This window comes from Pontibacter oryzae (assembly GCF_003576375.1).
Lineage (GTDB): Bacteria > Bacteroidota > Bacteroidia > Cytophagales > Hymenobacteraceae > Pontibacter > Pontibacter oryzae.
In genome coordinates this window covers 304,966-329,502 of sequence record NZ_QWGE01000001.1, presented here as the reverse complement: position 1 = coordinate 329,502, position 24,537 = coordinate 304,966, and the positions used below count along the sequence as shown (strand labels likewise).

Annotated in this window: 17 protein-coding genes and 1 tRNA gene; 5 read left to right on the top strand and 13 right to left on the bottom strand. The window is 44.8% G+C overall.

Annotated elements, in window-relative coordinates:
• Window positions 1–13: 13 nt before the first annotated feature.
• The 8 genes from D1627_RS01385 to D1627_RS01345 form a co-directional block, all read right to left on the bottom strand.
• Entirely contained in the window at window positions 14–1,360 is a 1,347-nt protein-coding gene (locus D1627_RS01385; protein WP_119430427.1) for a sensor histidine kinase, read from the bottom strand.
• Window positions 1,335–2,399 (bottom strand): ATP-binding protein, encoded by a 1,065-nt coding sequence (locus tag D1627_RS01380; protein WP_119430426.1) that lies wholly within the window; start codon window positions 2,397–2,399, stop codon window positions 1,335–1,337. The genes D1627_RS01385 and D1627_RS01380 overlap by 26 nt, the downstream gene beginning before the upstream one ends.
• Window positions 2,389–2,802 (bottom strand): anti-sigma regulatory factor, encoded by a 414-nt coding sequence (locus D1627_RS01375; RefSeq protein ID WP_199688351.1) that lies wholly within the window; start codon window positions 2,800–2,802, stop codon window positions 2,389–2,391. The genes D1627_RS01380 and D1627_RS01375 overlap by 11 nt, the downstream gene beginning before the upstream one ends.
• Window positions 2,786–3,196 carry an STAS domain-containing protein gene (locus tag D1627_RS01370; protein WP_119430424.1) on the bottom strand — a complete coding sequence of 137 codons (411 nt, stop codon included), beginning with the start codon at window positions 3,194–3,196 and terminating at the stop codon, window positions 2,786–2,788. Before D1627_RS01370 ends, D1627_RS01375 begins: the two co-directional genes overlap by 17 nt.
• Before the next feature lie 20 nt (window positions 3,197–3,216).
• Window positions 3,217–4,089, bottom strand: a complete 873-nt coding sequence (locus D1627_RS01365) for an STAS domain-containing protein (protein ID WP_119430423.1) — start codon at window positions 4,087–4,089, stop codon at window positions 3,217–3,219.
• 829 nt (window positions 4,090–4,918) lie between these two features.
• A complete protein-coding gene (locus D1627_RS01360; protein WP_119430422.1) occupies window positions 4,919–5,596 on the bottom strand; it encodes a hypothetical protein in 678 nt (225 codons plus the stop codon).
• 1,135 nt (window positions 5,597–6,731) lie between these two features.
• Window positions 6,732–7,103: a hypothetical protein gene (locus D1627_RS01350; protein ID WP_119430420.1), complete on the bottom strand. Its 372-nt coding sequence runs from the start codon at window positions 7,101–7,103 to the stop codon at window positions 6,732–6,734.
• Between the two features lie 256 nt (window positions 7,104–7,359).
• On the bottom strand, window positions 7,360–8,667 hold the full coding sequence (locus D1627_RS01345; RefSeq protein ID WP_119430419.1) for an amidohydrolase family protein: 1,308 nt from the start codon (window positions 8,665–8,667) through the stop codon (window positions 7,360–7,362).
• Between the two features lie 483 nt (window positions 8,668–9,150).
• On the opposite strand from D1627_RS01345, the gene D1627_RS18310 reads away from it, so the two are divergent.
• Window positions 9,151–9,315, top strand: a complete 165-nt coding sequence (locus D1627_RS18310; RefSeq protein WP_158607132.1) for a hypothetical protein — start codon at window positions 9,151–9,153, stop codon at window positions 9,313–9,315.
• 162 nt (window positions 9,316–9,477) lie between these two features.
• Here the strand turns inward: D1627_RS18310 and D1627_RS01335 are convergent.
• Window positions 9,478–9,551, bottom strand: a tRNA-Pro gene (locus D1627_RS01335).
• Between the two features lie 385 nt (window positions 9,552–9,936).
• On the opposite strand from D1627_RS01335, the gene D1627_RS01330 reads away from it, so the two are divergent.
• Window positions 9,937–12,870, top strand: coding sequence for a WD40/YVTN/BNR-like repeat-containing protein (locus D1627_RS01330; RefSeq protein WP_119430417.1), 2,934 nt, complete (start codon window positions 9,937–9,939; stop codon window positions 12,868–12,870).
• Window positions 12,871–13,398: 528 nt separating this feature from the next.
• A complete protein-coding gene (locus tag D1627_RS01325) occupies window positions 13,399–15,381 on the top strand; it encodes a sensor histidine kinase (protein ID WP_119430416.1) in 1,983 nt (660 codons plus the stop codon).
• 97 nt (window positions 15,382–15,478) lie between these two features.
• Here the strand turns inward: D1627_RS01325 and D1627_RS01320 are convergent, their stop codons facing one another.
• Window positions 15,479–16,429: a hypothetical protein gene (locus D1627_RS01320; RefSeq protein ID WP_119430415.1), complete on the bottom strand. Its 951-nt coding sequence runs from the start codon at window positions 16,427–16,429 to the stop codon at window positions 15,479–15,481.
• 326 nt (window positions 16,430–16,755) lie between these two features.
• On the opposite strand from D1627_RS01320, the gene D1627_RS01315 reads away from it, so the two are divergent.
• The gene (locus D1627_RS01315) at window positions 16,756–19,302 is read left to right on the top strand and encodes a GAF domain-containing protein (protein WP_119430414.1); all 2,547 of its coding nucleotides are present in this window, start codon (window positions 16,756–16,758) and stop codon (window positions 19,300–19,302) included.
• A 322-nt stretch (window positions 19,303–19,624) separates the two neighbouring features.
• On the opposite strand, the gene D1627_RS01310 is transcribed toward D1627_RS01315, so the two are convergent.
• The 3 genes from D1627_RS01310 to gntA form a co-directional block, all read right to left on the bottom strand.
• On the bottom strand, window positions 19,625–20,539 hold the full coding sequence (locus tag D1627_RS01310; protein WP_119430413.1) for a DUF808 domain-containing protein: 915 nt from the start codon (window positions 20,537–20,539) through the stop codon (window positions 19,625–19,627).
• 172 nt (window positions 20,540–20,711) lie between these two features.
• A complete protein-coding gene (locus D1627_RS01305) occupies window positions 20,712–21,296 on the bottom strand; it encodes a DUF1989 domain-containing protein (protein WP_119430412.1) in 585 nt (194 codons plus the stop codon).
• 36 nt (window positions 21,297–21,332) lie between these two features.
• Window positions 21,333–22,052 (bottom strand): guanitoxin biosynthesis heme-dependent pre-guanitoxin N-hydroxylase GntA, encoded by a 720-nt coding sequence (gntA, locus tag D1627_RS01300; protein ID WP_119430411.1) that lies wholly within the window; start codon window positions 22,050–22,052, stop codon window positions 21,333–21,335.
• Window positions 22,053–22,694: 642 nt separating this feature from the next.
• On the opposite strand from gntA, the gene D1627_RS01295 reads away from it, so the two are divergent.
• Entirely contained in the window at window positions 22,695–23,744 is a 1,050-nt protein-coding gene (locus D1627_RS01295; RefSeq protein ID WP_119431068.1) for an aldose epimerase family protein, read from the top strand.
• The last annotated feature ends 793 nt before the right edge of the window (window positions 23,745–24,537 follow it).

Below are 24,537 nucleotides of genomic sequence, written 5' to 3'. Positions count from 1 at the left end.
TGCTTTATGCTATTTATTCCTTTACGAGTTCAGAGGCAGGCCAGGTAAAGCAAAAGCGGCTACCCCGGCCTTTGGATTCAAGCCATACTTTGCCGCCCTTTTCCTCTACAATTTTCTTTACGATTGATAGCCCAAGTCCAGTACTGTCGGCCCGGCTAAAGGAGTTGCCTGATTCGTACATGCTAAAAATCTGGGGCTGCATTTCCGGCGCAACGCCAGGTCCATTATCCATCACCGAAAATATTAACTTTTCCCGGCCTTGCTCATAAAATATCTGAATCTGGCCGCTTTCTGGCTGATCGTGATACTTAATGGCATTACTCAAAAGGTTGCTGAAAACCTGGTAAAGATAGATTTCCTGGGTGTAAAGCACAGGTAACTCCTGAGGTACTCTAACCACAAAGCTAGCCGGCACATTTATGGAAGTGATAACCTGATGCAGAAGAGGAGCCATGTCTACCACCTTCTTTTGGATATTATGGTGCCCTGCCAATGAGTAGGCAAGTATGCCAGTTATAAGGCGGTCCATTTTATGCGTTTGCTGGCGCAGCAACGGGAGCATGTGCTGCGCCTCTGCCAAGTGCTCCGACTCCAGGCATGCTTCCAGCGCAGAGGTTAAGCCATTAATGTTTTGCAGGGGCGCACGCAAGTCATGCGAGACCGTATGCGCAAACGCATCCAGGTTTTGGTTAACGTTTTGCAACAGTTCGTTTTTCTTTTCGCGCTCTTCCAGCAGGAGGTTGATTTCCTGGTTAGATTGCTGCAATTGCCTGTTAAGCCGTTGGATTTCCTTGAGTTGCTGCTCTGCCTCTAGGTTGCGCATCCGCAGTTGCTCCAATAACTCGAGCAACTGCATGTTTTGCTTCTTTATTTCGGCATAAGGCGAAATGTCTGATTCCTGATCAAACTCATTCACCCAGCTCTCTAGCATTGATTTGGTAATGCCCGGAACATGATTCGGTAATCTTTTGTAGAGTTTTACCTCCGTCCCTTTTTCAAAAGAACTTTCAATCTCAAAGTTCTCAACAAGCTTTTTTGAGTTTAGGATGCCTGAGCCGCGCCCGCTGCGGTCATAGTTGCGGTTAGCTAAAATATCTTCGAGGTTGCCGATGCCACGGCCACGGTCAACAATCTGAGCCAAAAGGTAATTAGAGCCCCCATGCGTGCTAAGGCCGAACCGTATCGAGCCGTTGCCAACATACTCAACCACATTTCTACAAATCTCAGAAACGGCAGTTGCAAATTTAGTTTGGTTGGCCAATGGCATGCCCAAGCGTTCAGAAAGCTGCATAGAGCGCTTATAAGCAAGTACTACATCAAGCTCATTATTGATGTTAATCTTGATTATACTTCGGTGCATCGGGCTTATACTTTGCTTTACATACCAAGACCATCGTATCGTCGGTTTGGCGACTCTGCTCTTTGTATAAAACAGCAGCGATAGTTGTGGCGTGATGTCGGTTTAACGATTGATATTTGGTAAGCTCCCACCTTGATCTGAGGCCATCAGAATGTAGAATTAACATTTTGTTGCGGCCCCAGTCCAATTGCTGGTTATTTAGTGTACCCGGAATATTATGCCCAAGTATCCCGTTGTAAGAGATAATGTTTTTATACGGTGAGCCTGTAAGCGATATATCAGCCGCATACAGCTTGCCACTTATGTTACCAATGCCACAGTAAGAGATTTTGTGGCTGTTGCTACTGATATTTACGGCCATGCCAACGGCGCCGCGCGTGCGCCGGATCTGCTGGTGCACATGACGCAGCATATCAACTGGATGATGCGGAGCATAGGCTCTAAATGCTTCTACGGCAGCCCGGGCTGCCTCGTTGGCATGAGCGCCGTGCCCTAGCCCATCGAGAGCGAGCAAGTATGTTTCAGCGCCTTTCTGGATAATAGCCAAGCCATCACCGCAGAGCGTTTCGTTTGGTTTAGCAACCATTACATAGCCAATCTCATGGCGCATTTCCAGAAGATGCCGCTGTAGGTTAAAGTCAGATTTATACACCCGCGACAGTATAACAGTGCCAACCTCAACTTGCGAGAACATATCAAAGACATCGGACTGCCTTTTTATGGCCCCCAAGCCCTCACCAGCAGAGCCATACGTCGAAACACCGTCTTCCAGCATTCGCTGTGGTTCGGGCATTCCCGGGCCTTTATCCAAGCATATTATTTCAATCCCTACCTGGCCAATTAGCCGAACAAGCAGTTCACCGCCTTCTTTCGAGTGTTTTGCCAGGTTTGATGTCATCTCGGACACCACGATGTTTAGCTTGCCAATGTCTGCTGGTGCCATACCAGCCTCATCAGCCATTTTACTAATTTCGCGCTTGGCTATGCTAGCATAAGATTTATCAGGTATTAATAAGCGAATATGGGTACTAACGTCCATTTTTCCAGTGCGTAACCGTAACAGTTGTTCCTTCGCCGGGTTTGCTTTTAAGGTCAAACTCGTTTACAAGGCGTTTAGCGCCCGGTAAACCAAGCCCGAGGCTTTTACCGGTAGAAAAGCCATCCTGCATTGCCTGCTTAATATCAGTAATACCAGGCCCTTCATCTATAAAGGTTAACCTTACGCCAGTTTGGGCATTTTTGCTGATAATTTCCAGCAAAATTTTACCTCCGTTAGCATATTTAAGCATATTACGCACTAATTCGCTGGCAGCTGTAATCAATTTAGTCTGGTTTACCAGGCTCATGCCAATCTTGGTGGCAAATTCCTTAACCCGGTTCCTAAATGGTACTACATCTTGCTCGCGCACGATTTGCATCGTGTCTTTAGTCAATATCATCATGCGGCGCCTCCTCTTCTTCGTCTTCTGGGTGCTCTATGGTGCCGATTTTATCATGTAGTAGTTCCATGCCTTTCTCAACGTCGAGGGCGGTGTATACCCCTTGCAGGGTAAGGCCTAACTCAACGAGGGTAATAGCCACAGCGGGCTGCATGCCCACTACTACCGTTTCAGCATCCATGATACGAGACATGGAGGCGATATTGCCCAAGATTCGACCCATAAATGAGTCAACGATACTTACTGCAGAAATATCGATGAGCACACCGCGGGCACCGGTCTTGCTCACCATATTGATTAGGTCATTCTCTAGGTTCAGGGCTAGTCTGTCGTAGAGGTCCACTTGTATGGTTACGAGCAAAAACTGCCCCATCTTTAAAATTGGGATTCTATCCATGGCTCACTTCTCTACTACTACTATTTATTCAGGTTAAGGCCTGTATATCTGGCGGTTTTCTTTACCTCAACGCCACGCATGCTAAAGGCAAGCTGCAACGCGTTTGCAAGTGTAGCCTTTGTTTTTATGTTCGAAAGGTCGATACCCAGGTGCACAATGGTTTGCGCAATCTCGGCACGGATACCACTAATGATACACTCAGCACCCATTAGGCGCGTGGCGCTAACAGTTTTGATCAAATGCTGTGCTACCAAGGAGTCTACAGCTGGCACGCCGGAGATATCAAGTATGGCGATGCTGCTGCCTGTGTTAACAATCTCTAACAGCAGGTTTTCCATCACCACCTGTGTGCGTGCGCTATCGAGCGTTCCGATGATTGGAAGAGCAAGTATACCTTCCCATACACGTATAACCGGCGTAGAGATTTCGTTTATCTCATCGTTTTGGCGCAGTATTACTTCTTCGCGGCCTTTAATATAGGTGTCGAAAGTAATCATGCTCAGGTTGTCCAGTAACTTGTTTATAATGCTCAACTCTTTGTAGAGCTGTTCTGGCTGGTCTGATAGTTTCTCTTCAAGTACCTGATTGATAGCTTGCTTCAGGCTAAGCACATACATGCCTGTTTCGCGCGGGGTGAAGCCTTGGCGCGCACGTGTAATCGAAATATCTGAAAGGATCTCAGTTACGGTTTCGTACTCTGGCGCGTAAGTATTCTCAACATTGCCGGAGGCAGTGGCAGTTGCCAAGCCATTCAGCAGCTCATCCGACTGGCGGCGCAATTCCTCGTTCGAGATCAGATCATCGCGCAGGGCTTCATCGGCTAGCTGGTTCTGCATCCAGTTTTCCAGAATTTTCTTCTTGTTATTCTGTAACAATTGAGCTGTGTTGTTCATCGTGCTTATTTAATGAGATTTGAATGGCAAAATTATACTTCTGCCAATTAACCTCTAAAGGTAAATAAAACTAAACTAATATATCTGTATTTGTGCCAAGCAATTGAAGTGCCAGTAATGCGGTTTAAGTCCTGTGTTGCAACTGTATTTATATAAGTGCTTCATTGCCAGTAAAGTTGTTTTTAAAGGCAAGGTAAGTATACCTTTAGTTTATAAAAGTAGAATCTTTGAAATAAGGTATCACTCCAAAAGAATAATGGGAAGTATAGGTTATGCACTATAACCGATAGCGAGCACCTGTATCAATACAAAAATTGAATTATCGGGCTAGGTTCTGGTGGTCATACTTTTTGCCTGCCCAGCAATACCTGTGCTGAAGACTGAATTAGGCGAAAACCTTAACCTGATTAGCCACTATTGGTTTTATTCTCACCAGGCATAAGCATAAGACAGCGATACAGAAACAACGAGCCTGCAAAAACAACATTTTAACCGGTGCGCCATGTTTTATGCGAGGCTGCGGTGGTATTCCAGGAAAAGTGGTGAAGTGGAAGTTGGCCGCTACCAAGCGGAGACCGCCAGCGCTGCGCCTTATTCATAAATAGCCAGTAAGTTGGTCTGGCAGGGAGCGGCAGGAATTGCGCCGGACAATAACAAGACGAATCTGATGAAACGCATGAGCAAGAGCTATACTAATTTTAACTTATTAGGTGCCATGATGCAGTCTGGTCTGCTTTCGCTGTGTTTAGAGGGCTAAATAAAAGAAGCACCTAGCGCGAGAAACGGTGCTTTCATCGCCGTTTCTCGCGCTAGGTGCTTCTTTTTATACCTATTCGTTAGTCCATACAGCATCTCCGGAAGCATTGTAAAGATTCAACGTACCATCATCTTCCAACACTAATTTTACTGGTTTGTTATTGGTATTTGCCCACTTTTGATCAAAATAGCCCATTGTTTTAGAAGCCCACTTTGACTCGTTTGTGCCATCGTATACTACTAAATTGCCATCAGTCTGCATGCTGAGTTTAGCACCTTCAAAGCCATGTGCCATTGAGCACCATTTAAAGGCATTAGTTGCAGTATATACACATAGATTACCATCGGTTTGAATGACCAAGTAGTATTCGCCATTCTCAGAGTATAATCTTTGTTCGGTATCCAACGTTTCTCCAGCAGCCAAGGTATTGGTTACCTTTTCTACTTTAAGGTTAGACGTAATATCGTTGAAATCAAAATTGCTCAGGTTAGGGGTGTCGCTATACAAGGTTAGTTCCTTGCCATTTCCTATGCCATGCTCATACAGAACAACTCTGTAACCTGGTTTTATTTTCAGTGAGCTGATAACGTCATTCCCGATTTTAAAATAGCCTTTATGAAAGCCTTCGTCAAAAGATTGAGTAGTGCCTTCGTAATCAAAATCTTTATAAACTGTTAAAATCTGAGCATTGGCGCTAAAGCATAATAGGGCCAACACTAATAATGCTGAGGTAATAATTTGAAATTTCATACGCGTAAATTTTTAAAATAAAGCTTAATCTCATCAGTATTGTAAGATTAATCCTGAATTATTTTGCATTATATGTATATCGAATTTAATTTTATTTTGTTTATAGTTAATCTTATTTATGATTAAATTTAATTTTTATTTAGCCAATGACTACCACAATGCCTCAAAGCAAAGGATATAGAAAGGCAAAGAATATAGGGATCTATCTTTTTTGTCGTAGAGGATAGTCAATGATTTAAATTCAAAACTATTGGTGTTTATCAGGTTTTTATTAGAGAGATGATTGTTTTGCTTAAAGCAAAATGAAATAAAATTGATTATAATAAGTATTCACACTGATCTAGTTATAATAACACGATTAACAAATCTTAGCGCTTAATTATTAATCGGAGTGGGTGAAGTTCAAACGCAATTACCACCTGTTTAGACATAGCAATATTGCCTCAGAAGCGAGATTTTCAAAAGTAAGCTATAACAAGCAATTACTTATAGCCATTATTCGGTGATGTCCTGCTTTACTTCTATTCCCTTGGAGTTGTAGAAAGTTCTAACTTCAGTTATTTGCTTAGGCACCCCGTTGTGTACAGCTGTTTCTTCATTTAGATAAAGAACAGAAAATAAACTCTGTGCTCTTAAACTAAACGCTGTGCATAGCACTATTGAGGTTGAAAGTAAAGTTGTCCCGGTATTAATGATATTCTTTAGAATACGCTGGAGTTACTCTTCAAACAGTATTGGTTCTCTAAGCCTCATGTAGTTAATAAAGGCTATTATGGAAGTTACCACACAAAATACAACCTGCCCTTCCAGGCCAACAACCATTTCAAATTTACGGGTACCTATAGAATGCCAGATCATAATGATAAACAGCACTATGTTAGCGAGCCATGCAACTAGAAATGTATTTTTAGTATGGGTATAAAGGCTCAATCTATTTTCTACATCTACACTATCAATGATGTAGTAGAGAATCAGGTTAACAAAGGTCGCAAAGGCCGTACCTAGCAACGATAGAAACAGAAGTGCATAAATGTAAAACAGTATATACATAGGGGCTGGTAATATCTTTTTCTAGTACAAGTATGGCTCTAGTAAAATGACCTATTAGTGAAGGCTAAAAAGGCATCAAGTAAATTTAGGTATGCCTTGATGGTGCTTTGCTCTCTTTTCGAACTCTCGTCATCACCAGTATACCAAGTGAAACCAAGTTAGCTAAGTTATAAGATGCACTTAGTGCTCCACCGAGAAAAAATGAACCAATCCACCAGGTCAAAAATGAAAAGCCACAAAGCAAGTAGACAATAACCCTTGCTTCGGAATGCTTCTTTCCCCAGATCAAAGATAGCAGTAAAGAGATGAAAGCCAGAAACCAAATTAGGTACACGAACAGCTCTGTTAAAGCACCAATTGCTTTTACACCACCTTCGGCAAAGCTAGCCAGTGGAAGCAAGAGAAACACTAACAGCCAAAGCAGCTGTTTATGGCTAATTAAGGATTTATCCATCATCTATTCTGAGTATAAAACTTAACAAATGGGCATGGCTGTAATATGGCGAAGCCAACTTAAATATATAGTCGTAAAATTTTACTTCTTCTTCGCATATAAAAAGCCGATGCAACTATTAATACCATATAAAGGTAACTGTAAGACTTATTGCCACATAAGCTTCATAAATTATAAGGCTTATAAAAGGGGTGTATATCCTTTTTACACTTTAAGTGGAGTTTAATTAACAGCAGTACTCCTAAGCAAACCTCGCTTATCAATAGTTAATTTTAGCTGTTTTTATCTGCCCTTTTACCAGCACCTGGTGTATCTTTTTAGTGTTCTGGATATCTACCAGCGGGTTTCCGTCTAGTAACAGCAAGTTTGCATATTTTCCAATGGCAACTGTTCCGTGCATATCCAACACGCCAAGGTAGTTAGCAGCATTATAGGTAGCTATTTTTAGGACTGCTGCATTTGAGAAGCCAGCTTCTGTAAGGTGTTGCAACTCGTGGTGCAAGGCAAGACCAGGTAAGTTATAAGGGTTAGGAGAATCAGTTCCAGCCAATATGTGGTCTGCATAGTCTAGGAAATGATCTTGCAGCACCTGCCTGTTAAAATCGAATTTTACCTTGAAGCTCTCACCAACTTGCTCAGGTAAGCTTAACCACCAACCCATTAACCCATTAGTTGGCGCTAGATGCTTTACCTCGTTTAATTCCTCATGCACTTCTGCGCTGTTAAAATTTCCGTACAGACTCAGTGTTGGGCATAACCACACTTTGTTTTGCTTTATCCGATTTGAATAAGGGGCCAGCTTAGCTTTATCATAGTAAGGGTAAAGTGACATACGTGCAGACTCCTCTTTTCCCTGTTCCATAGCCGGAGACTGCGAAGTGGCAAACTGGATAAATCCATCCAGGTGTTCAATAGATGTATGGCGCGGGTCTCCGAAATCGTTACTCGTTAAGGTGTAGGGAATATGCCCACTAACACGCATGCCTGCCGCATCAGCGGCCCGGAGTATTTCCAAGTAAACTTCCGCAGGCAACCGATTGTAAACCTTTATCTCGTTATACCCTTTTTGCTGATGCGCCTTCACTAAACGCTCAACCTGGCTTATGTTTTCTAGTACCGGGCCACTGTGGTTGTCTGCCCAAAGTGGCGGGTTGCCATCATATAAGGGTGAAGCAATAAATAAATTTGGGCCGCTCATGAGGTCCATACTTATAGAATCTCTCCAGGCAAGCACCCCTTCACTACCTGCCATAACCCGCACGCCGGTAATGCCATATTTAAGGAAGGTATCCAAATAATTTCTGTTAGGTATACCGATATGCGCATGCATTTCAAATAGCCCAGGTATTACATAGCGGCCTTGCCCATCAATTACCTGATAGTTCTTAACTTTTCGCTTCTTTGATTTAAAAGATGCAATTTTGCCATCCGTAACCACGATCTCTTTTTGTGGGAGTAACTTTCCGGACTCAACATCTATAATGTTTACGTTTTTAAGGTGCAGGTTTTGAGCAAAGCCAGAGATGCTGTAAAAGAGTAGGCAAAAGCTTAGTAGAGTTTTTAGCATAAGTTTTAACAACGGTAAGTAAACTTCAGTAAGGATAGCAATATATAGCAAAAGGTTGCATATGCATACTTAGGTCTGAAACAAGACTGTACATATAATCCCCCAAATCTAGGATCATTTAAGCCATTTAGCCAAAATACTTGAGAACGTTTAAGAAGTATAAGGAAACGATACTCGCTGTTTAAAAAAAAATCAAGCCGCAAGGTATACTATCCACGAGCCAGGAAATTGTGTAATTCTTCCGCTGTTACCCAGGTACACCATGCTAAGCCGTAGGTTAGATAATGCGCCGCAGCTTGATCCCAACCTACACAGGCGCGCCCTCAATCGGAGCGACACGGTGCCGAGTTTCTGTAGAGAACCCACAAATTGTTTTCAAACCTAAAGTTTTTAGTAAGTAAGTATGGATTGCGCCTGAATGGTAAGCAAATACTGGATTCAGCTTGGGTAGCCAAAAGCTCACCAATTACTCGCCACATAGCGATGTCTCTCGCAGGCCAGGCAGTTGGATACGGTTATTGCTGGCGGTTGCTAGTGACCGCCGATAAAACACCTGTTTATGCAGCCAAAGGAGAAGGTGGGCAGCACCTGATTTTAATTCTGAGTAAGCAGGTTGTGGTAGTTATACTACAGGAGTGGAGCCTGTAAAAGGATGCCCAGGCAGAAGAAAATTTATACATGGCCTACTGGCTTTGCTTTAACTAGTATGGCTAAATATGAGCGCTAAGCTGATTTTAGGAGAAAAATGGAAAGGGTCTAACGAAATACAAAAAGCCCTGCAAGTATATCTTACAGGGCTTTTTTCAAAAGTCGGGGTGGCAGGATTCGAACCTACGACCTCCACATCCCAAATGTGGCGCGATACCGGGCTACGCTACACCCCGAACAAGTATAAAATCGCTTTTATCTTGATGGCACAAAAGTACGAATATTAACGCATTTTGCAAGCTAAACATGTCTTTAACTTGCTAGAAGTGTACCTGAAATTAGATGAGTTTGTTAACTTTTAGCGCTGTTCTAAGCATTTCTAAAGTTAATTGCCTCATTTTCAGCAATAGTGTTTTTGATCTTAAACCGATGTGACCTGAGCAGAAAACAAAAATAATTTTCTATTCTGTTTTAAGTTCTCGGCTGAAGTATCATACTTTACTGAAAATAAGCTTTCCTGATTAAAGTTTTCATACCTGAAAGCTAACCGTGACATTTTACACGGGAGGCAGAAATGAACTAGTGCTCGCTAGCTAAACCATTAAAATTAACAACTAACGCATGCAAAAACATTTACTATCAGTGGCGCTTCTTCTTGCCTTGGGCGGATCGGCAGTGGCCCAGAAGAAAGGAAAAGAACCTACGCCAACTGCGGCAAAAGATCGGTTTAGAGCTTACCAAGTGCGCCAACAACTGGCAGAAGGCTCTTTGGTAACTAACCTGGCCTTCCGAAACGTAGGGCCTACCGTTATGAGCGGACGCATCACAGACATTGATGTTTCCCCTAACGACGCGGTTACATTCTATGCCGCCTTTGCGTCGGGTGGGCTCTGGAAAACAACCAACAACGGCCTTTCTTTTGAGCCGCTGTTTGACGAACAGGCTGTAATGACGATCGGTGATATTGCCGTAGATTGGAAAAACAACGAAACCATTTGGGTAGGTACCGGAGAGAGCAACTCCAGCCGCTCATCTTACGCTGGAGTTGGTGTTTACAAAAGCACGGATGGCGGCAAAAGCTGGCAGCACACGGGCCTCGAGGATACGCATCACATCGGCAGAATCATACTTCACCCTACCCACCCGAATACGCTTTGGGTAGCAGCCGTGGGGCACCTATACTCACCTAATAAAGAGCGCGGTATCTACAAGACTACCGATGGTGGGAAAACCTGGAAGAAAACGCTTTACCTGGACGAAAACACAGGAGCCATTGACCTGCAGGTAGACCCTAAAAATCCAAATAACTTATACGCGGCCATGTGGCACCGCGAACGCCGCGCCTGGAACTTTGTGGAAGGCGGTAAATCATCAGGTATATACAAATCAACCGATGGTGGCGCGACCTGGTCCGATATCAGCACGGCGCAGCATGGCTTTCCGGATTCTGATAATGTGGGGCGCATCGGCCTCAGCCTCTTTCCGGATAACCCCAACATTATTTATGCCCTGGTTGATAACTATGATCGCCGGCCGGTGGAGGAGGAGAAGCAAGACCAACCGGATATGCTAGACAGCGACCTGTTCAATGGCATGTCGTCGGAGGAGTTCTTAAAACTGGATGATAAAAGCCTGAACAAGTTTTTGGATGACAACCGTTTCCCGCGGCAATACACAGCTAAAACCCTGAAGGAGAAAGTGAAAAACGGCGAGGTGAAACCAGCCGATATCACAGCATACCTTACAGACCCAACCGTGGAAACCTATGCCACCGAGGTGCGTGGGGCCGAAGTTTACCGCTCTGATGATGCCGGTAAGACGTGGAAAAAAACTCACGCCGATTTTATAAATGATATGTACTCCAGCTACGGGTACTATTTTGGCGTGGTGCGCGTAGCGCCAACCAACCCCAATCATATTTACATACTTGGCGTGCCGCTGCTTATGTCAGAAGACGGTGGCAAGACATTTAAAAACATAGAAGGCGACAACGTACACTCCGACCATCAGGCGCTCTGGGTAAGCCCCGACAAGCCCGGCCACCTGATTAACGGAAACGATGGCGGCGTGAACATCACCTACGACAATGGTAAATCCTGGCTGTATGCCAACACGCCTGCGGTAGGGCAGTTCTACTCCATAGCCGTGGATATGGCCAAGCCTTACAACGTATACGGCGGCCTGCAGGACAACGGCACATGGTATGGGCCAAGCAACTATAAGCAAAGCCTGGGCTGGACCAGCCGTGGCCGTTACCCATACGAGCGCCTGGGAGGCGGCGATGGCATGATGGTGCAGGTAGATTGGCGGGACAATAACATTGTATACCTTGGCTCGCAGTACGGAAACTACACCCGCTTAAACAAGCAAACCGGAGAGCGCGCTTTCATCAAACCAAGCCATAAATTAGGCGAGACCCCACTGCGGTTTAACTGGGAAGCGCCCATACTTCTGAGCCGCCACAACCAGGATATTTTATACTTTGGCTCCAACAAGTTCCACCGCTCCCTGAAGCAAGGCGAAGATATGGAAGCGTTGTCTGGTGACCTTACCCGTGGAGGCCGAAAAGGCGATGTAGGTTATGGCACGCTTACAAGTATAGATGAGTCGCCGCTTCGCTTCGGGCTGCTATATACTGGCTCCGATGACGGCCTGATTCATACTTCAAAAGACGGAGGATATACCTGGGCAAGGGTGTCTGACAAGTTGCCGCAAAACCTTTGGGTTTCTACGGTGGTTGCCTCGGCGCACAAGCAAGATCGTGTGTATGCCTCACTCAACGGCTACCGCTGGGATGATTTCACGCCTTACCTGTATGTATCCGAAGACAATGGCAAAAAGTGGGAACGCATTGGTGCCAGCCTGCCACAGGAGGCAATAAACGTAATTAAGGAAGACCCTAAGAATGAGAACCTGCTGTATGTAGGCACAGACCATGGGCTATATATATCGCTGGATAGGGGGAAAACGTTCATGGCCATGAGCAACGGAATGCCTGCGGTTTCGGTGCACGATCTAGTGGTGCACCCGCGTGAAAACGATTTAGTGGTGGCAACGCATGGGCGCTCCATCTACATTGCTTCCGTAGAGCATCTGCAAAGCCTGACCCCAGAGGTGCTTGCCAAGCAACTGCACGTTTATACTATTAATTCTGTAATGCATAACAGTAACTGGGGCGAGAAAAGCTATACCTGGGGAGATGTTACCCAACCTGAGGTATCTATTACGTTTTATACTTCAACGGCCGGTGCAAGCACTATTCGCATTAAAACCGATAAAGGTGAAGTTGTAAAGGAGTTGCAGGACCAAAGCGAGCGAGGCCTAAATTATGTGGCATATAACCTTTCAGTGGATGCTGCAAAGGCTGATGCCTATGCGGCTGCATTAAACAGCACTAAAAAAGAGGGGGAAGAAACCGTTGCCCTTAAGGCAGCTAAAAATGGTGTTGTTTACCTTCGCCCGGGCAAGTATACTGCAGAGGTAACTACAGTAAACGGCAATACAGCAACCCAAGAGCTTACCATAAAAGCACCTGAACGCAGAGGAAGAGGGTAGTTCTAGTGCATTTCTATAGTTCAAAAAACGGGGCAGCAGGCAATGCTGTCCCGTTTTGTTTTTTCGGGTAAATATATACTGTAGTAAGGTCAAAAAGGATCAATGTGTATCCAAGCAAATCCGTAAAACACAAGTCTTATAAATTACTGCAATACATCCCCTTTGATTAAATCTGATTAGCGTATTGCAATGGTTACGTGTAAAATAAAAGTACAAAATAAGTATAATTTAAAAGTAAGAATTATATTTACAGATGCAACTCAAATAACTTGTATCTGGTGAATTTAATATTTTAAAAATACAAGATGGTTTGATGCGGACTGTGTGTATGAAGTAGACTCTGTAAGATCTAGACTATGTTATTTAAAATTTAAAACCAATGTTTTAACAGTTGATATAGGTTGTGTTGCTAATTGATGTTGTTTTTTGTTAATAGAATTAATTCAATCGTTCTCTTATCTGGCAGTTGTGGCATAGAAGGGGTGTGTAATTGGAATAGTATTATTTGATTAGCTTCTTTTATCGTCCATGAAGCACGTTTTATTCACCTTGTTTCTTTTATTAGCCTCGGTTAAATTCACAGGGTTTGCCGTGGTGTCTCCCTTCGGTAATTCAACCCAGTCCGCTATAAAGGGTTTGCTTCACCCGGATAAATCTGCGGTGGACTCTCTCAACGAGCTTGCATTTAGAGAAAAGCGCCATAGTTTAGAGCGTGCCTTTAACCTGTTGCAAGAGGCTGCCGTGTTGGCAAATGACCTAAATTATGTCCGGGGACAAGCCATCAACGCCTTGTACGAAGGTGGAATTTATATGCAGAACGGATATGAAAAAAGAGCTCTGGGGCTTTACTATCGTTCCTTGGAACTTAGCAGAAGTATAAGCGATACGTTTAACATTGCGCGTGCCAACCACCAACTTGCCAATGCCTTGGCTGCGGGGGAAAACCTTGCAAAGGCCGAAGAACTATACTTGCAGGCACTTGAGCACTTTCACTACCTCGGCGAAACCGAAGATGCCATCAACATTAAAAATAACTTAGGCTTACTAAAGCTTAAGCAGAAAAAAAATACGGATGCAATAGCCTATGTCCGGGAGGCACAACAGGAAAGCGAGGATATTGGCTACACGTACGGACTAAAGAAATCATACTTTCACTTAGGGCTGATTTATGAGAAGCAAAATATGCTCTCTAAAGCCGATGCATACTTCCAACGCGCCCTCGAAATAGACAAGAATAGCAACGACAGGTATGGCATGTCGCTGGCTGAGACCAAACTGGCGCAGGTTGCCTGCAGCCGCAACCAGTATGCACGTGCAGTGGCTTATGCAGAGGCTGCGCTTAAAGATGCACAAGCCATTTCTGCCTCCCAGCTAATGGTTGACGCAGTGGATGTCCTGATTAAAATAAATAAAAAGAAAGGCGATACGCAACAGGTGATCTATTGGGAGGATGTGCAGGTTGACCAGCAGAAAGAGATGTTTCAGCAGGAGAAAAGCTACGCGTTGCATTTCCTCGATATCCTGCGGCAGAAACAGGACCAACAGCTAGCCTCCGAAAAAGCCATGCTGCGGGCCGAGCAGTTGGCGAGGCGTACCAATTACATGTTGTTGCTGGTGAGTGTTGCGCTGCTGCTGCTTGGCACTCTGGCTTTGGTTTGGTATCGGTTTTACCAAAAGGGGCGCGTGTATGGGCTTGAGTTGGAACTAAAAAACGCGGTGATAGAGCAGAACGCCGCCGAACTGGACAAGCTTAACCGCGCCATGGCCGAACAAAACAAGTATTTGGAAGATGCCAACCAGTTGAAAAGCAGGCTTTTCTCTATAATTTCGCATGATTTGCGCGGGCCACTATCATCAGTGCAGGGTATTATAAACCTCTTAATGGCCAAATCCTATTCAGAAACTGAGCGGCTCCGGATTACAGGCCTTATGCGCAAGGAAATGACAGGGGTAATGGCGCTGCTCCAGAACCTTTTGTTCTGGTCCAAGGCTCAGTTGGATGGCGAGGAAGTAAACCTGGAGCCGATAGCGCTGAAGCAATTGATTGAGGAAAACATGCAGCTTGTAGCAGGAGTAGCGCAGCAAAAAGGGATTAAGCTGGTAAACGATGTTGCCGAAAACGCCATGGTGCTGGCAGATAAGCAGCGGCTAGATTTTGTACTTAGAAACCTGCTGATGAATGCGCTGAAGTTTACATTTCCGGGTGGTGTTGTGCAGGCGCGGGCGCAGGAGCAGGAGCAAACAATGGTGCTAAGCGTTGCTGATAACGGAAAAGGCATGTCTGCGCTGGAGCAGGCGAAGATTTTTCAGGAAGAGCGCTACACCACGCTGGGTACAGCCAGGGAAAAAGGCACCGGACTGGGCTTGATGTTTAGCAAAGACTTTGTAGAAAGCCAATCGGGTAGCCTGAATCTGGAAAGTGAAGAGGGCGTAGGTACAACCTTTCATATTGAGCTTCAAAAAGCATATAGCACACAGGCAGACCATGAAAAGGTAGCATACGCGCTATAAAATCATACTTATAGCCGCCAAGCGCCGTTATGCTAAACCAGGCAAAACGGCGCTTGGCGGTTTATAGCTTTAAGCCTGGCCCCTTGTCTTTAACCTGTTACCGCGAGTGTTGTGTAACCACAGCGCGTTGGTTCTCGCCGGATTGGTTAATAACACTTTGATGTGAGGCATCGCCATGGCTAAATTGCTCAACCTCAGCCTGATTGTTATTGCCTTCCTGAACAATTGTGCTCATGTGCCCCCCACGCATATAAAAGCCCCCACCAGATTGCGCTGTCGTAGCTGAGTTGTAGTTGCCAGTTTGATCTATGGTAGAGGTGTTGTCGCTGCTGAACTGGCGCTGGTAGCCGTAGTTATTGTTTCCTAATGCGCTTGAGGTTGCAGTGTTATTAAAGCTTCTGCTGAACTGGTCTTGTGTATGCTGATTGCCGTTGCCGGTTTGGGTAATAGTAGCCGTGCTATAGAACCGCTGTGTTTGAAATGCTGTGTTATTAGCTCCGGTTTGTGTGATTAATGCAGCGTTTCCGCCCTGCGTCTGGTGCTGCGTGGCGCTGTTCTCATTACCTGCCTGATAAATGGTAGCCAGGTTATTCTCTGCGCCCAGATAGCTTTGGTTCTGCTCGGCCAGGTTTTGATTTCCTGATTGATAAATATAGGCAGCGTTTGCCGCTACATCAGACTGAGATTGGCGGGCGCTATTGGCATCCCCTGATTGCTCAATAGTAAGCTGGCTGTTGGCTGCCCTATCCTGCGTTTGCGCTGCGTAGTTGCCTTTTCCGGTCTGGATAACATCGGCACCACTACCGAAAGTAAGATCTAATTGTTTTTGAAAGGAGGTGTTATCGTCGCCGGTTTGCACCAACGTGGCTTGGTTATTTGTGTTGCGGTACCCTTGCTGGGTTTGGCTTGCAGAGTTTGTTTTACCAGTTTGCAAAATAAAGGCGGCGTTTTCAGAACCTGCCTGGAGTATAGCTGCCTTGTTCTGTTGTGCTAGAACTGCAGTGCTGGCACAAAGGCATGCAGCACATATAAATAAGTTTGTTTTCATTATATCGTGAAATCGAAATAGGTACAAAGTGTAATACTTAATCTTCCTGTCTGGGGTTTAAATTTTCGAGGGAAAGGTATCGGTGAGCCTGGATTTGAGCAAAATGAAACAGCAGGTGAAAGACTGTAAGTATGAATGAAAACTTGCATTGCCCCTTCGGACTCCGGTAAGCAAATAGTTATGTACCCTATGTTATATGTGTGGCAGGCTTTTTAGGCCTTAATAGCAACAAGCCCAAATGCCTGTTTGATGGAAGTGCATTTTTATCGCAGCTTTCTGTATCTTTCAGAACTTAAAAGCAAGAAGTTTACGAAACCAGATTCAAAATGGGCTTTCAGCAGCATGGCATTACCCAACAGGAACTGCGCCTAGAAGTAGAGCGGCTACATAGGGAGTTGCAAGAGAAAGACACGCAGTTAAAGCTAATCAACCAGGTGGGTAGCATGCTCACTTCTGAGCTGGAGTTGGAAAAAGTAGTTAAAAAAGTTATCGACATTGCCACCAAAATCAGCAAAGCAGAGTTTGGAGCCTTTTTCTATAACAGAACAAACGAAAAGGGCGAGATATACTCGCTTTACGCCCTTTCAGGTGCCAAGCAGGATGACTTCTCTGGTTTCCCGATGCCACGCAAAACCGCCATATTCGGGCCTACATTCCATGGTGAAAGCATAGTCCGGTCAAACGACATCACACAGGATGAACGCTACGGGAAAAACAAGCCCTACCACGGCATGCCTGCAGGGCATTTACCTGTCAAAAGCTATATGGCCATACCTGTGATTTCTAAAAGCGGTGCTGTGCTTGGAGGGATTTTATTTGGGCACCCTAAAGCTGGCGTTTTTCAGGAGTATGAGGAAACGCTGGTCAAGAATATAGCGGCACAGGCGGCGGTTGCCATAGATAATGCCAATCTTTATGGAGCTAAACTGGAAGCAGAGCAGCGGAAAAGCCGTGAACAGATCAGTACCATTCTTGAGAGTATAACCGATGGCTTTTTCACTATCAGTAACAACTGGGTGGTAACGTACTGGAACCAGGAAGCTGAGCGGGTTACAGGCAGAAAAAGGGGCGAACTCCTGCACCAAGACCTCCGGGACGTGTTCATGAACCCCAGCCTGAACGGCCTTTACAAAAAACTATACCTGGCTCAGAGCAAGTATAAGCCAGTTAGCTTTATCGGTTACTACTCGGTTTTCAAGACGTGGCTCAGCATTAGTGCCTATCCTTCGGAAGAAGGCTTGTCGGTTTACTTTAAGGACATAACCAAGCAAAGGCATGCCGAGGAGCTGGATCACTTAGGTAAAAAAGTGCTGGAGCTTAATATAAAACCGGATAGTGACCTTAAAGATACAGTAAACTACTACTTAAGAGGTTTAGAGCGAATTCATCCGGGTATGCTGTGTTCTGTACTGCTGGTCGAAGGCGGATGTCTTTATACTTTGGCAGCCCCAAGCTTGCCCAATTATTTCCTGCAAGCCATTAACGGCGTTGCAGTAAGAGAAGGGCTCGGATGCTGCGGCACGGCTGCCGTTAAAGCAAAAAAAGAATTCTCAATAGATATTGGAGCAGACCCTAACTGGGAGGAACTAAACAGTATTACAACACGCGCAAACTTAAAATCCTGCTGGTCTATACCTATCATCAGCTCTACCCAAAGGGTTATGGGCACATTCGCCGTGTATTATCAGGAAAAGAGGCTGCCTACCCCTGAAGAAGAGCACTCTATAGAGAGCTCTAACAACTTGTTGCAAATCTTACTGGAGAACAAAACTATTGAGAAAGCATTGCGCCAGAGCAATGAGCGCTATGACTTAGCGACAGCTGCCATCAATGATGCTATTTGGGAATGGGATGTGTTGACGGACAAAATTTACAGCGGGCCGGTTTTCGAAAAGATATTTGGGCATGAGGCCCGCGAAGATGAGCACGCCGATATACGTATTTCGCGCATTCATCCGGATGATCAGAGACGCATTGAGCAGTCCCTCCATAAAGCGATCCTGGCTACCAACGTGGACTTGTGGCAAGAAGAGTATAGGTTCATTAAAAAAGATGGTTCTTATGCTCATGTGTTGGACCGCGCATACATTATACGCGACAGTAACCTGAAAGCAACACGCCTGGTTGGTGCCATGCATGATGTAACTGAGGCGAAAACGTATGAAGTAGAGCGCGAGCTACTCATTGAGGAGCTAAAGCAAAACAACTCTGATCTCAAGCAATTCTCATATATTACCTCGCATAACCTGCGGGCTCCGCTGGCAAACCTGCTAGGTATACTTAAACTCGTAAAGCTAGATGCCATCATTGACCCGATGAACCGGAAATTGATAGACAAGTTTAACGAGGCCACGCACAAACTGAATGACACGCTGGAGGATTTGCTGGATGTACTGATCATCAAGAACAACAATGGGCTTAAGCTGGAGCATATACATGTTCAGAGCAGCTTTGAGGAGGTTTTAAAATCTATTGAAAGTCTTGTTCAGGAGAGCGGTGCAAAAGTGTCTGTAGCGTGCAATGAAGCGGAGTATGCTTACGCAAACCCGAGCTACCTACACAGTATCTTTCTCAACCTGCTCACTAATGCCATCAAATACCGCTCCCCGGAACGGGACCTTAACATAAAGCTGTGTACAAAACATGTAGGCAAGGGCATTGAGATTCGCTTTTCAGACAGTGGTTTGGGCATTGACCTCAAGAGATACAAAGACCGTTTGTTCGGTTTGTACCAACGTTTCCATAGGCAGGAAAATAGTAAAGGAATCGGGCTCTTTATAGCGCAAGCTCAGATCAAAGCAATGGGCGGTAGCATCTCGGCAGAAAGTGAGGTAGGGGTAGGCACAACCTTTATCATCCAACTCAAAAAATAACTGGCCTAGCTTGTGGGCTACATGCAATTGTAACACAAAAGCGCCATGCAACTATAAAGTTGCATGGCGCTTTTGTGTTAATAGGCACTAAAATATCATTAAGATCTACCAAGTAAATGTGTTCACCCTAAGTATACCTTGGGCTAAGTATAGCCACGGAATAAGCTAGGCTTTCAGGTTAATTCCTGACGAGTTAAAAAGTAATAGATTGCTTATGTTTCAGGTGAAAGGTCAGCTGTAGTAGCTGGCCCGACCTTACGTATATGAAAAGGCCCCGTATATACCTGTAAGTATAAACGGGGCCTTTTTGAGTTTAAGCTGCTTAAAAGAGTCTTCTAGCCAGCTTTATGATCTTATCAATAAGGGCGCCTAAGGCTAAACCCCCCAAACCACTCACAATAGCCTTAGCCAACCAGCCAAGTGCCGGCACCTGCTTAAACGAGTGCTCTAAATTATCGAGGGCGTGGCTGGTAAACGGAATGCCGTGTGCAATAATGTCGGCACCAACCCAAAGCATGGCAGCAGTTCCTATGTACCCAAGCGCGGTTAAAAAGCCTGGCATGATGCGCACAATCCCGCGCCCGATGCGTCTGGTTCCGGCACTAAACTTTTCCTTTGCCAGGTGGATGCCAATATCATCTGCTTTCACAATCAGGCCCACAAAACCATAAACTGCCACAGTTATGAAAATTGCCACGCTAAACATTACTGCAATCTGTGTAACTAGTATTTCCTCTGCTACAGTAGAGTAAGTAATGGCTACAATTTCAGCGGACAAGATCATATCTGTGCGCACGGCACTTGCCACACGCTGTTTTTCCAGTTCTTCCGGGGTTATGGCTTTAAGGGCCTCGCCTTGTTCTGCCGCTGCTCCCGGGTGTTTGCTAAACATAGCATGCACCTTTTCATACCCTTCGTAGCATAAATACGCACCGCCAAGCATCAGAATTGGTGTGATGGCCCAGGGTGCAAAAAAACCGAGCAATAGCGCGGCGGGGCTTAAAAAGATAATCTTATTAATCAGGGATTTTTTAGCGATCTGGAAAATGATCGAAAGCTCCCGGGAAGGGTCGAGCCCAACAACATACTTGGGCGTAACGGCTGTATCGTCGATTACAATGCCGGATACTTTGCTGGTTGTTTTGCTTACCTGTGCAGGTACATCATCTAAACTGGCGGCGCTGGCTTTTACCAGTGCCGATACATCATCTAATAAAGCAAGAAGTCCTGTTGCCATACGTGGGGAGCTGTTTCGGAGCCTAAGTTCAACCTTTTTTCTCGAATTTTTACACGCAAGTTTGTAACGTGTATTAAAAGAAACTTATATTGATAAAAAAGCACGAAAAAAGGCTGAGATGCTGCAACGGAAGAGGTACACTTTAACGCGCAGTTTCTCAGCCTTTTTAAAGTTATGCCGGAATAATTTCGTATTGGATAGGCTTAAAACTATAGTTGTTGGATTGCTCAGCGGAGCAAGCAGTGAGGCCAACGATCAGATCCATTTTAGCTTCCAGCAACACATAATCGCCAGCCTTGCTGGTTGGCGGGTCCACGGAGAGTTTACCGTCTGCGGCAAACTGTACATTCATGAAAATATTGAACGCAGTAGGTACATCGTCTGGCTCAATACCGAACTGGGCGAGGTTAGTATAGAGGTTCTCGAAGCAACTCGGGTGGTATTCGGGGTTTTGGTGCATGATCTGGAACGTTTCCGGGCTGCACGGGGCTAGCAGGAAATCGTTGCGGCCATTGGTGTCTTCCAATATCTCCATCATCTTGTGGCTGCGGTTACTCCAGAGGTGGTGCCCTTTGGTGATCAGGATCGTCTCTTCAAAATCCAGCGTTTTGCCCGAAGACAGTTTCTCGCGTTTATCCGCTGCGTTAAACAGCACCATGTCGCTAACCTGCTCGCCTTGCGGGTCCACAACTTTTAACTTATCGCCTTTTCGCAGTTTAAATGCCGCGCCACTTTGCTTTTCAATCGTTTCGATCATGCCTTGATTTTTGTGCTATATTTCTTTTGATTACTATTACATTTTTCCCGCCAAAAAAGGGCACTTCCAGCTTTCGTCTACTTGGCGGCCACTATATTGGGGTGCTTCCAGTCCGTCACCAAAATCGTTGAGCATGGGGTTGATGGAGCCATCGTAAGCCTGTTCACGCTCGCGTATTACCTTTTTCATGTTGTCATATACTCCCTTCTCGCGTAGTTGCTCAAACTGCCTGTGCAGGTTAAAGGCCATGGCTGTGTATCCAATTCTACGGGCTTTTCTGCTTGCGTTAGGGTGCAGGCCTACTACAAAGAAAGCAGTGCCGTTATAGCTAAAGCTGAAATCTGTGTCGGCAGGGTTGCTGCTTACATCCGGTGCCCAGGGCTGCTCGCTGTCATCGCTGTTATGGAGTAACTGCAGTTGTTCCCAAAGTTTCTTCTCGAATCCAAGCTCGGAGTTTTCCTCCTCATTTTTAAATACCGCAATCATGGTCATGTATTCGCTGTTTGCAGCCAGCGTTTCGGCAATGTACTGCTTCAGGTCCTGCCCCAGCGATTGGGTTGTTGTTTCGGTAGCCAGCGTATCGTATACGGCAAAGCGTATTTGGTTGGAGTTGAGGGCGGCCTTCGCGCCTACGCAAGGGTACTCGATGTCTTTAATCTTGTCTTTGATACTATTATAGATCTCCTTTAGAACTTGGTTGTTTGTTACATCCAGCTCTTCGGGTGTAAAGTATGTCTTCATGTCTGAATTGCTCATATTAAGGTATTAAAGTATAGCAGGCAGGTTATAGCATTTGCCGCATTGCGTGCAGACTAGTAGGCCTTACGCAGGTCAACGCTTAAATAAGTGCAAAATATGCTATGTGGGGCTTTAAGTAGAGTTGAAGTTTGCTACTGCCAGATCTCCTGCTGCCGTAATCAGCACGGGCACTTCCTGTGCTTAGCATCTATACTTTGATTTACCAAAAAGGGTGCAATTTTCTAGGAGAATCAACAAGCATCTCTAACTTATAAAAGTATACACAGTAATATTTGTATGATAGAAAGGAAATAGTAAGTTTCTATATTGTATTAGAAGATTGCTTTACAAATATGGCGTGCCTATTCTTCACAGAGGTCATCACAGAGGCGTTCAAATCTAAAGCAACACTTGTGTAATCAAAGTATAAATTCTGCGGCCAGAGCTTTTTTTCCGTCAGTAGTGCCTCAGGTAGGCTTTTGTTGTAATCAAATTTGCTGCTTAGGCAACTAGCACCTACTTACCCATGTAATAAAAGGAGTGATTGGTTAGCAGCCTTCAGGGATTAACAGCTTGGCCGCAGGCCATAATATTGATTGTGCCGGCTTGAATAACCTGCAAGAATATGGTGCGTTAATCTCCACAGAACTTGATAAGTATATGGAAATAAAGCAAAAACCTTTCGGAAAAACGGCTGAAGGCCAGGAAACATCACTTTTTACACTAACTAATTCAAGCGGTGTTAAAGTAGAGTTGTCTGATTATGGTGCCACTGTTACCTCGCTGCTAGCACCAAACCGAAATGGAGATCTAGGCAACGTAGTGCTTGGTTTTGAAAGTTTGGCAGGCTATACAAGCCCGGAATATATCAAGAGCGGGCCTTACTTTGGTGCTATTGTTGGCCGATACGGAAATAGGATTGCCAAAGGCACTTTTACGCTCCATGAGCAAATGTACAAATTAGCTACCAACGACGGGCCTAACCATTTGCACGGAGGCACTAAGGGTTTTGATAAGGTAATATGGCAGGCGGAGATGCTGCCAGAGGAGAACGCAGTGCGCTTTAACTATCTAAGCAAAGATGGGGAGGAAGGGTACCCCGGAAACTTAAGCATTACAGTTACATACACCCTAACGGATGATAACGAATTATGTATGGAATATAAGGCCACGACTGATAAAGCCACGCCTGTAAACCTAACCAATCATTGTTACTTCAACCTAACTGCCGGTAAATCAGACAATATTCTTGGTCATGCTCTTACTCTCAACGCTGATTGCTACACCGTGGTAGACGAATCACTGATACCAACCGGTGAGCTTCGCGGTGTAAAAGATACGGCCATGGATTTTACTACGCCCCGCACCATCGGGGAACGAATAAGAAAGGTTGCAGGCGGCTATGACCATAACTATGTGCTAAACGGAAAGCATGGCACGATGAGAAAAGCCGCCACTGTTTACGAACCAACAACCGGGCGTGTGCTTGAGGTGCTCACGACTGAGCCTGGCATACAGTTTTACTCAGGTAATTTCCTAGATGACACGCTTACTGGTATTGGCGAGCAACTGTACTCGAGGCATTACGGGTTCGCCCTGGAGGCGCAGCATTACCCGGACTCCCCAAACCAACCAGATTTTCCATCAACCATACTTGAACCGGGCCAAACTTACGAGTCTAAAACCATCTACAAGTTTTCAACCCGCTAAGAAATTTATACTCAAAGTGTTGCTCAAGCCTTAAGATAAGTATAGAACAGACTTAGAGATACTGATTTTAGTGCTTTATACAACCTCAGCTTCTTTGTTCAACAAATTGGTAGCTGCAATGTACGCAACGCCTAAATGGCGATTGATCCATTCACAAGAATTCGTTGAGCTCTATTTAAATGCCAAGCGGTAAACATTTCAGTTGCATACATAATATAATCCATAACGGGGTGAACAGGCCATACTTAGCGCAAAAACTAAGTATGCCACTTAAACACTACCGCAGGCTAGAACTGGATAAAGCTGCCGTGACACAACCCACGCTTGATGGCGATGATGAGTTTATACTTAGGCGACGCAATAGTCTGTACTAGACTCTAATTAATACCAAGCACTCAAAAGTACTGCTGTAAAATATTGGCTACATCTTAATGGAGTATAAGCCGGCCTGATAGTGAGCTAGGCTTATGCGTTTTAGTTTTCTAAGGACTCTGTTACTGCTCTAAATTAGGCTTAGGCTCTTTAAAACCATTCCAGTCCTTCTCGTTGCTTAATCTTGATTGCGCTATAGCAGCATGCTTAGATTCTAAAACCGACTCACCTCTAAATTAACCCACTTATAGTTTGCAGGTGCAAATAGTATTAACAAAAGCTGTATTTAGGGTGTCACGGAATAGCTTTTAACTTTCATTTTCTGTAAATAATCATTGATAGTAATTTGTGTGCTTGCAAAATCCAATAATTTATCCTTTGAAAGGCTTTGGGTTTGGTTGATTTTATTTTTGTATTAATT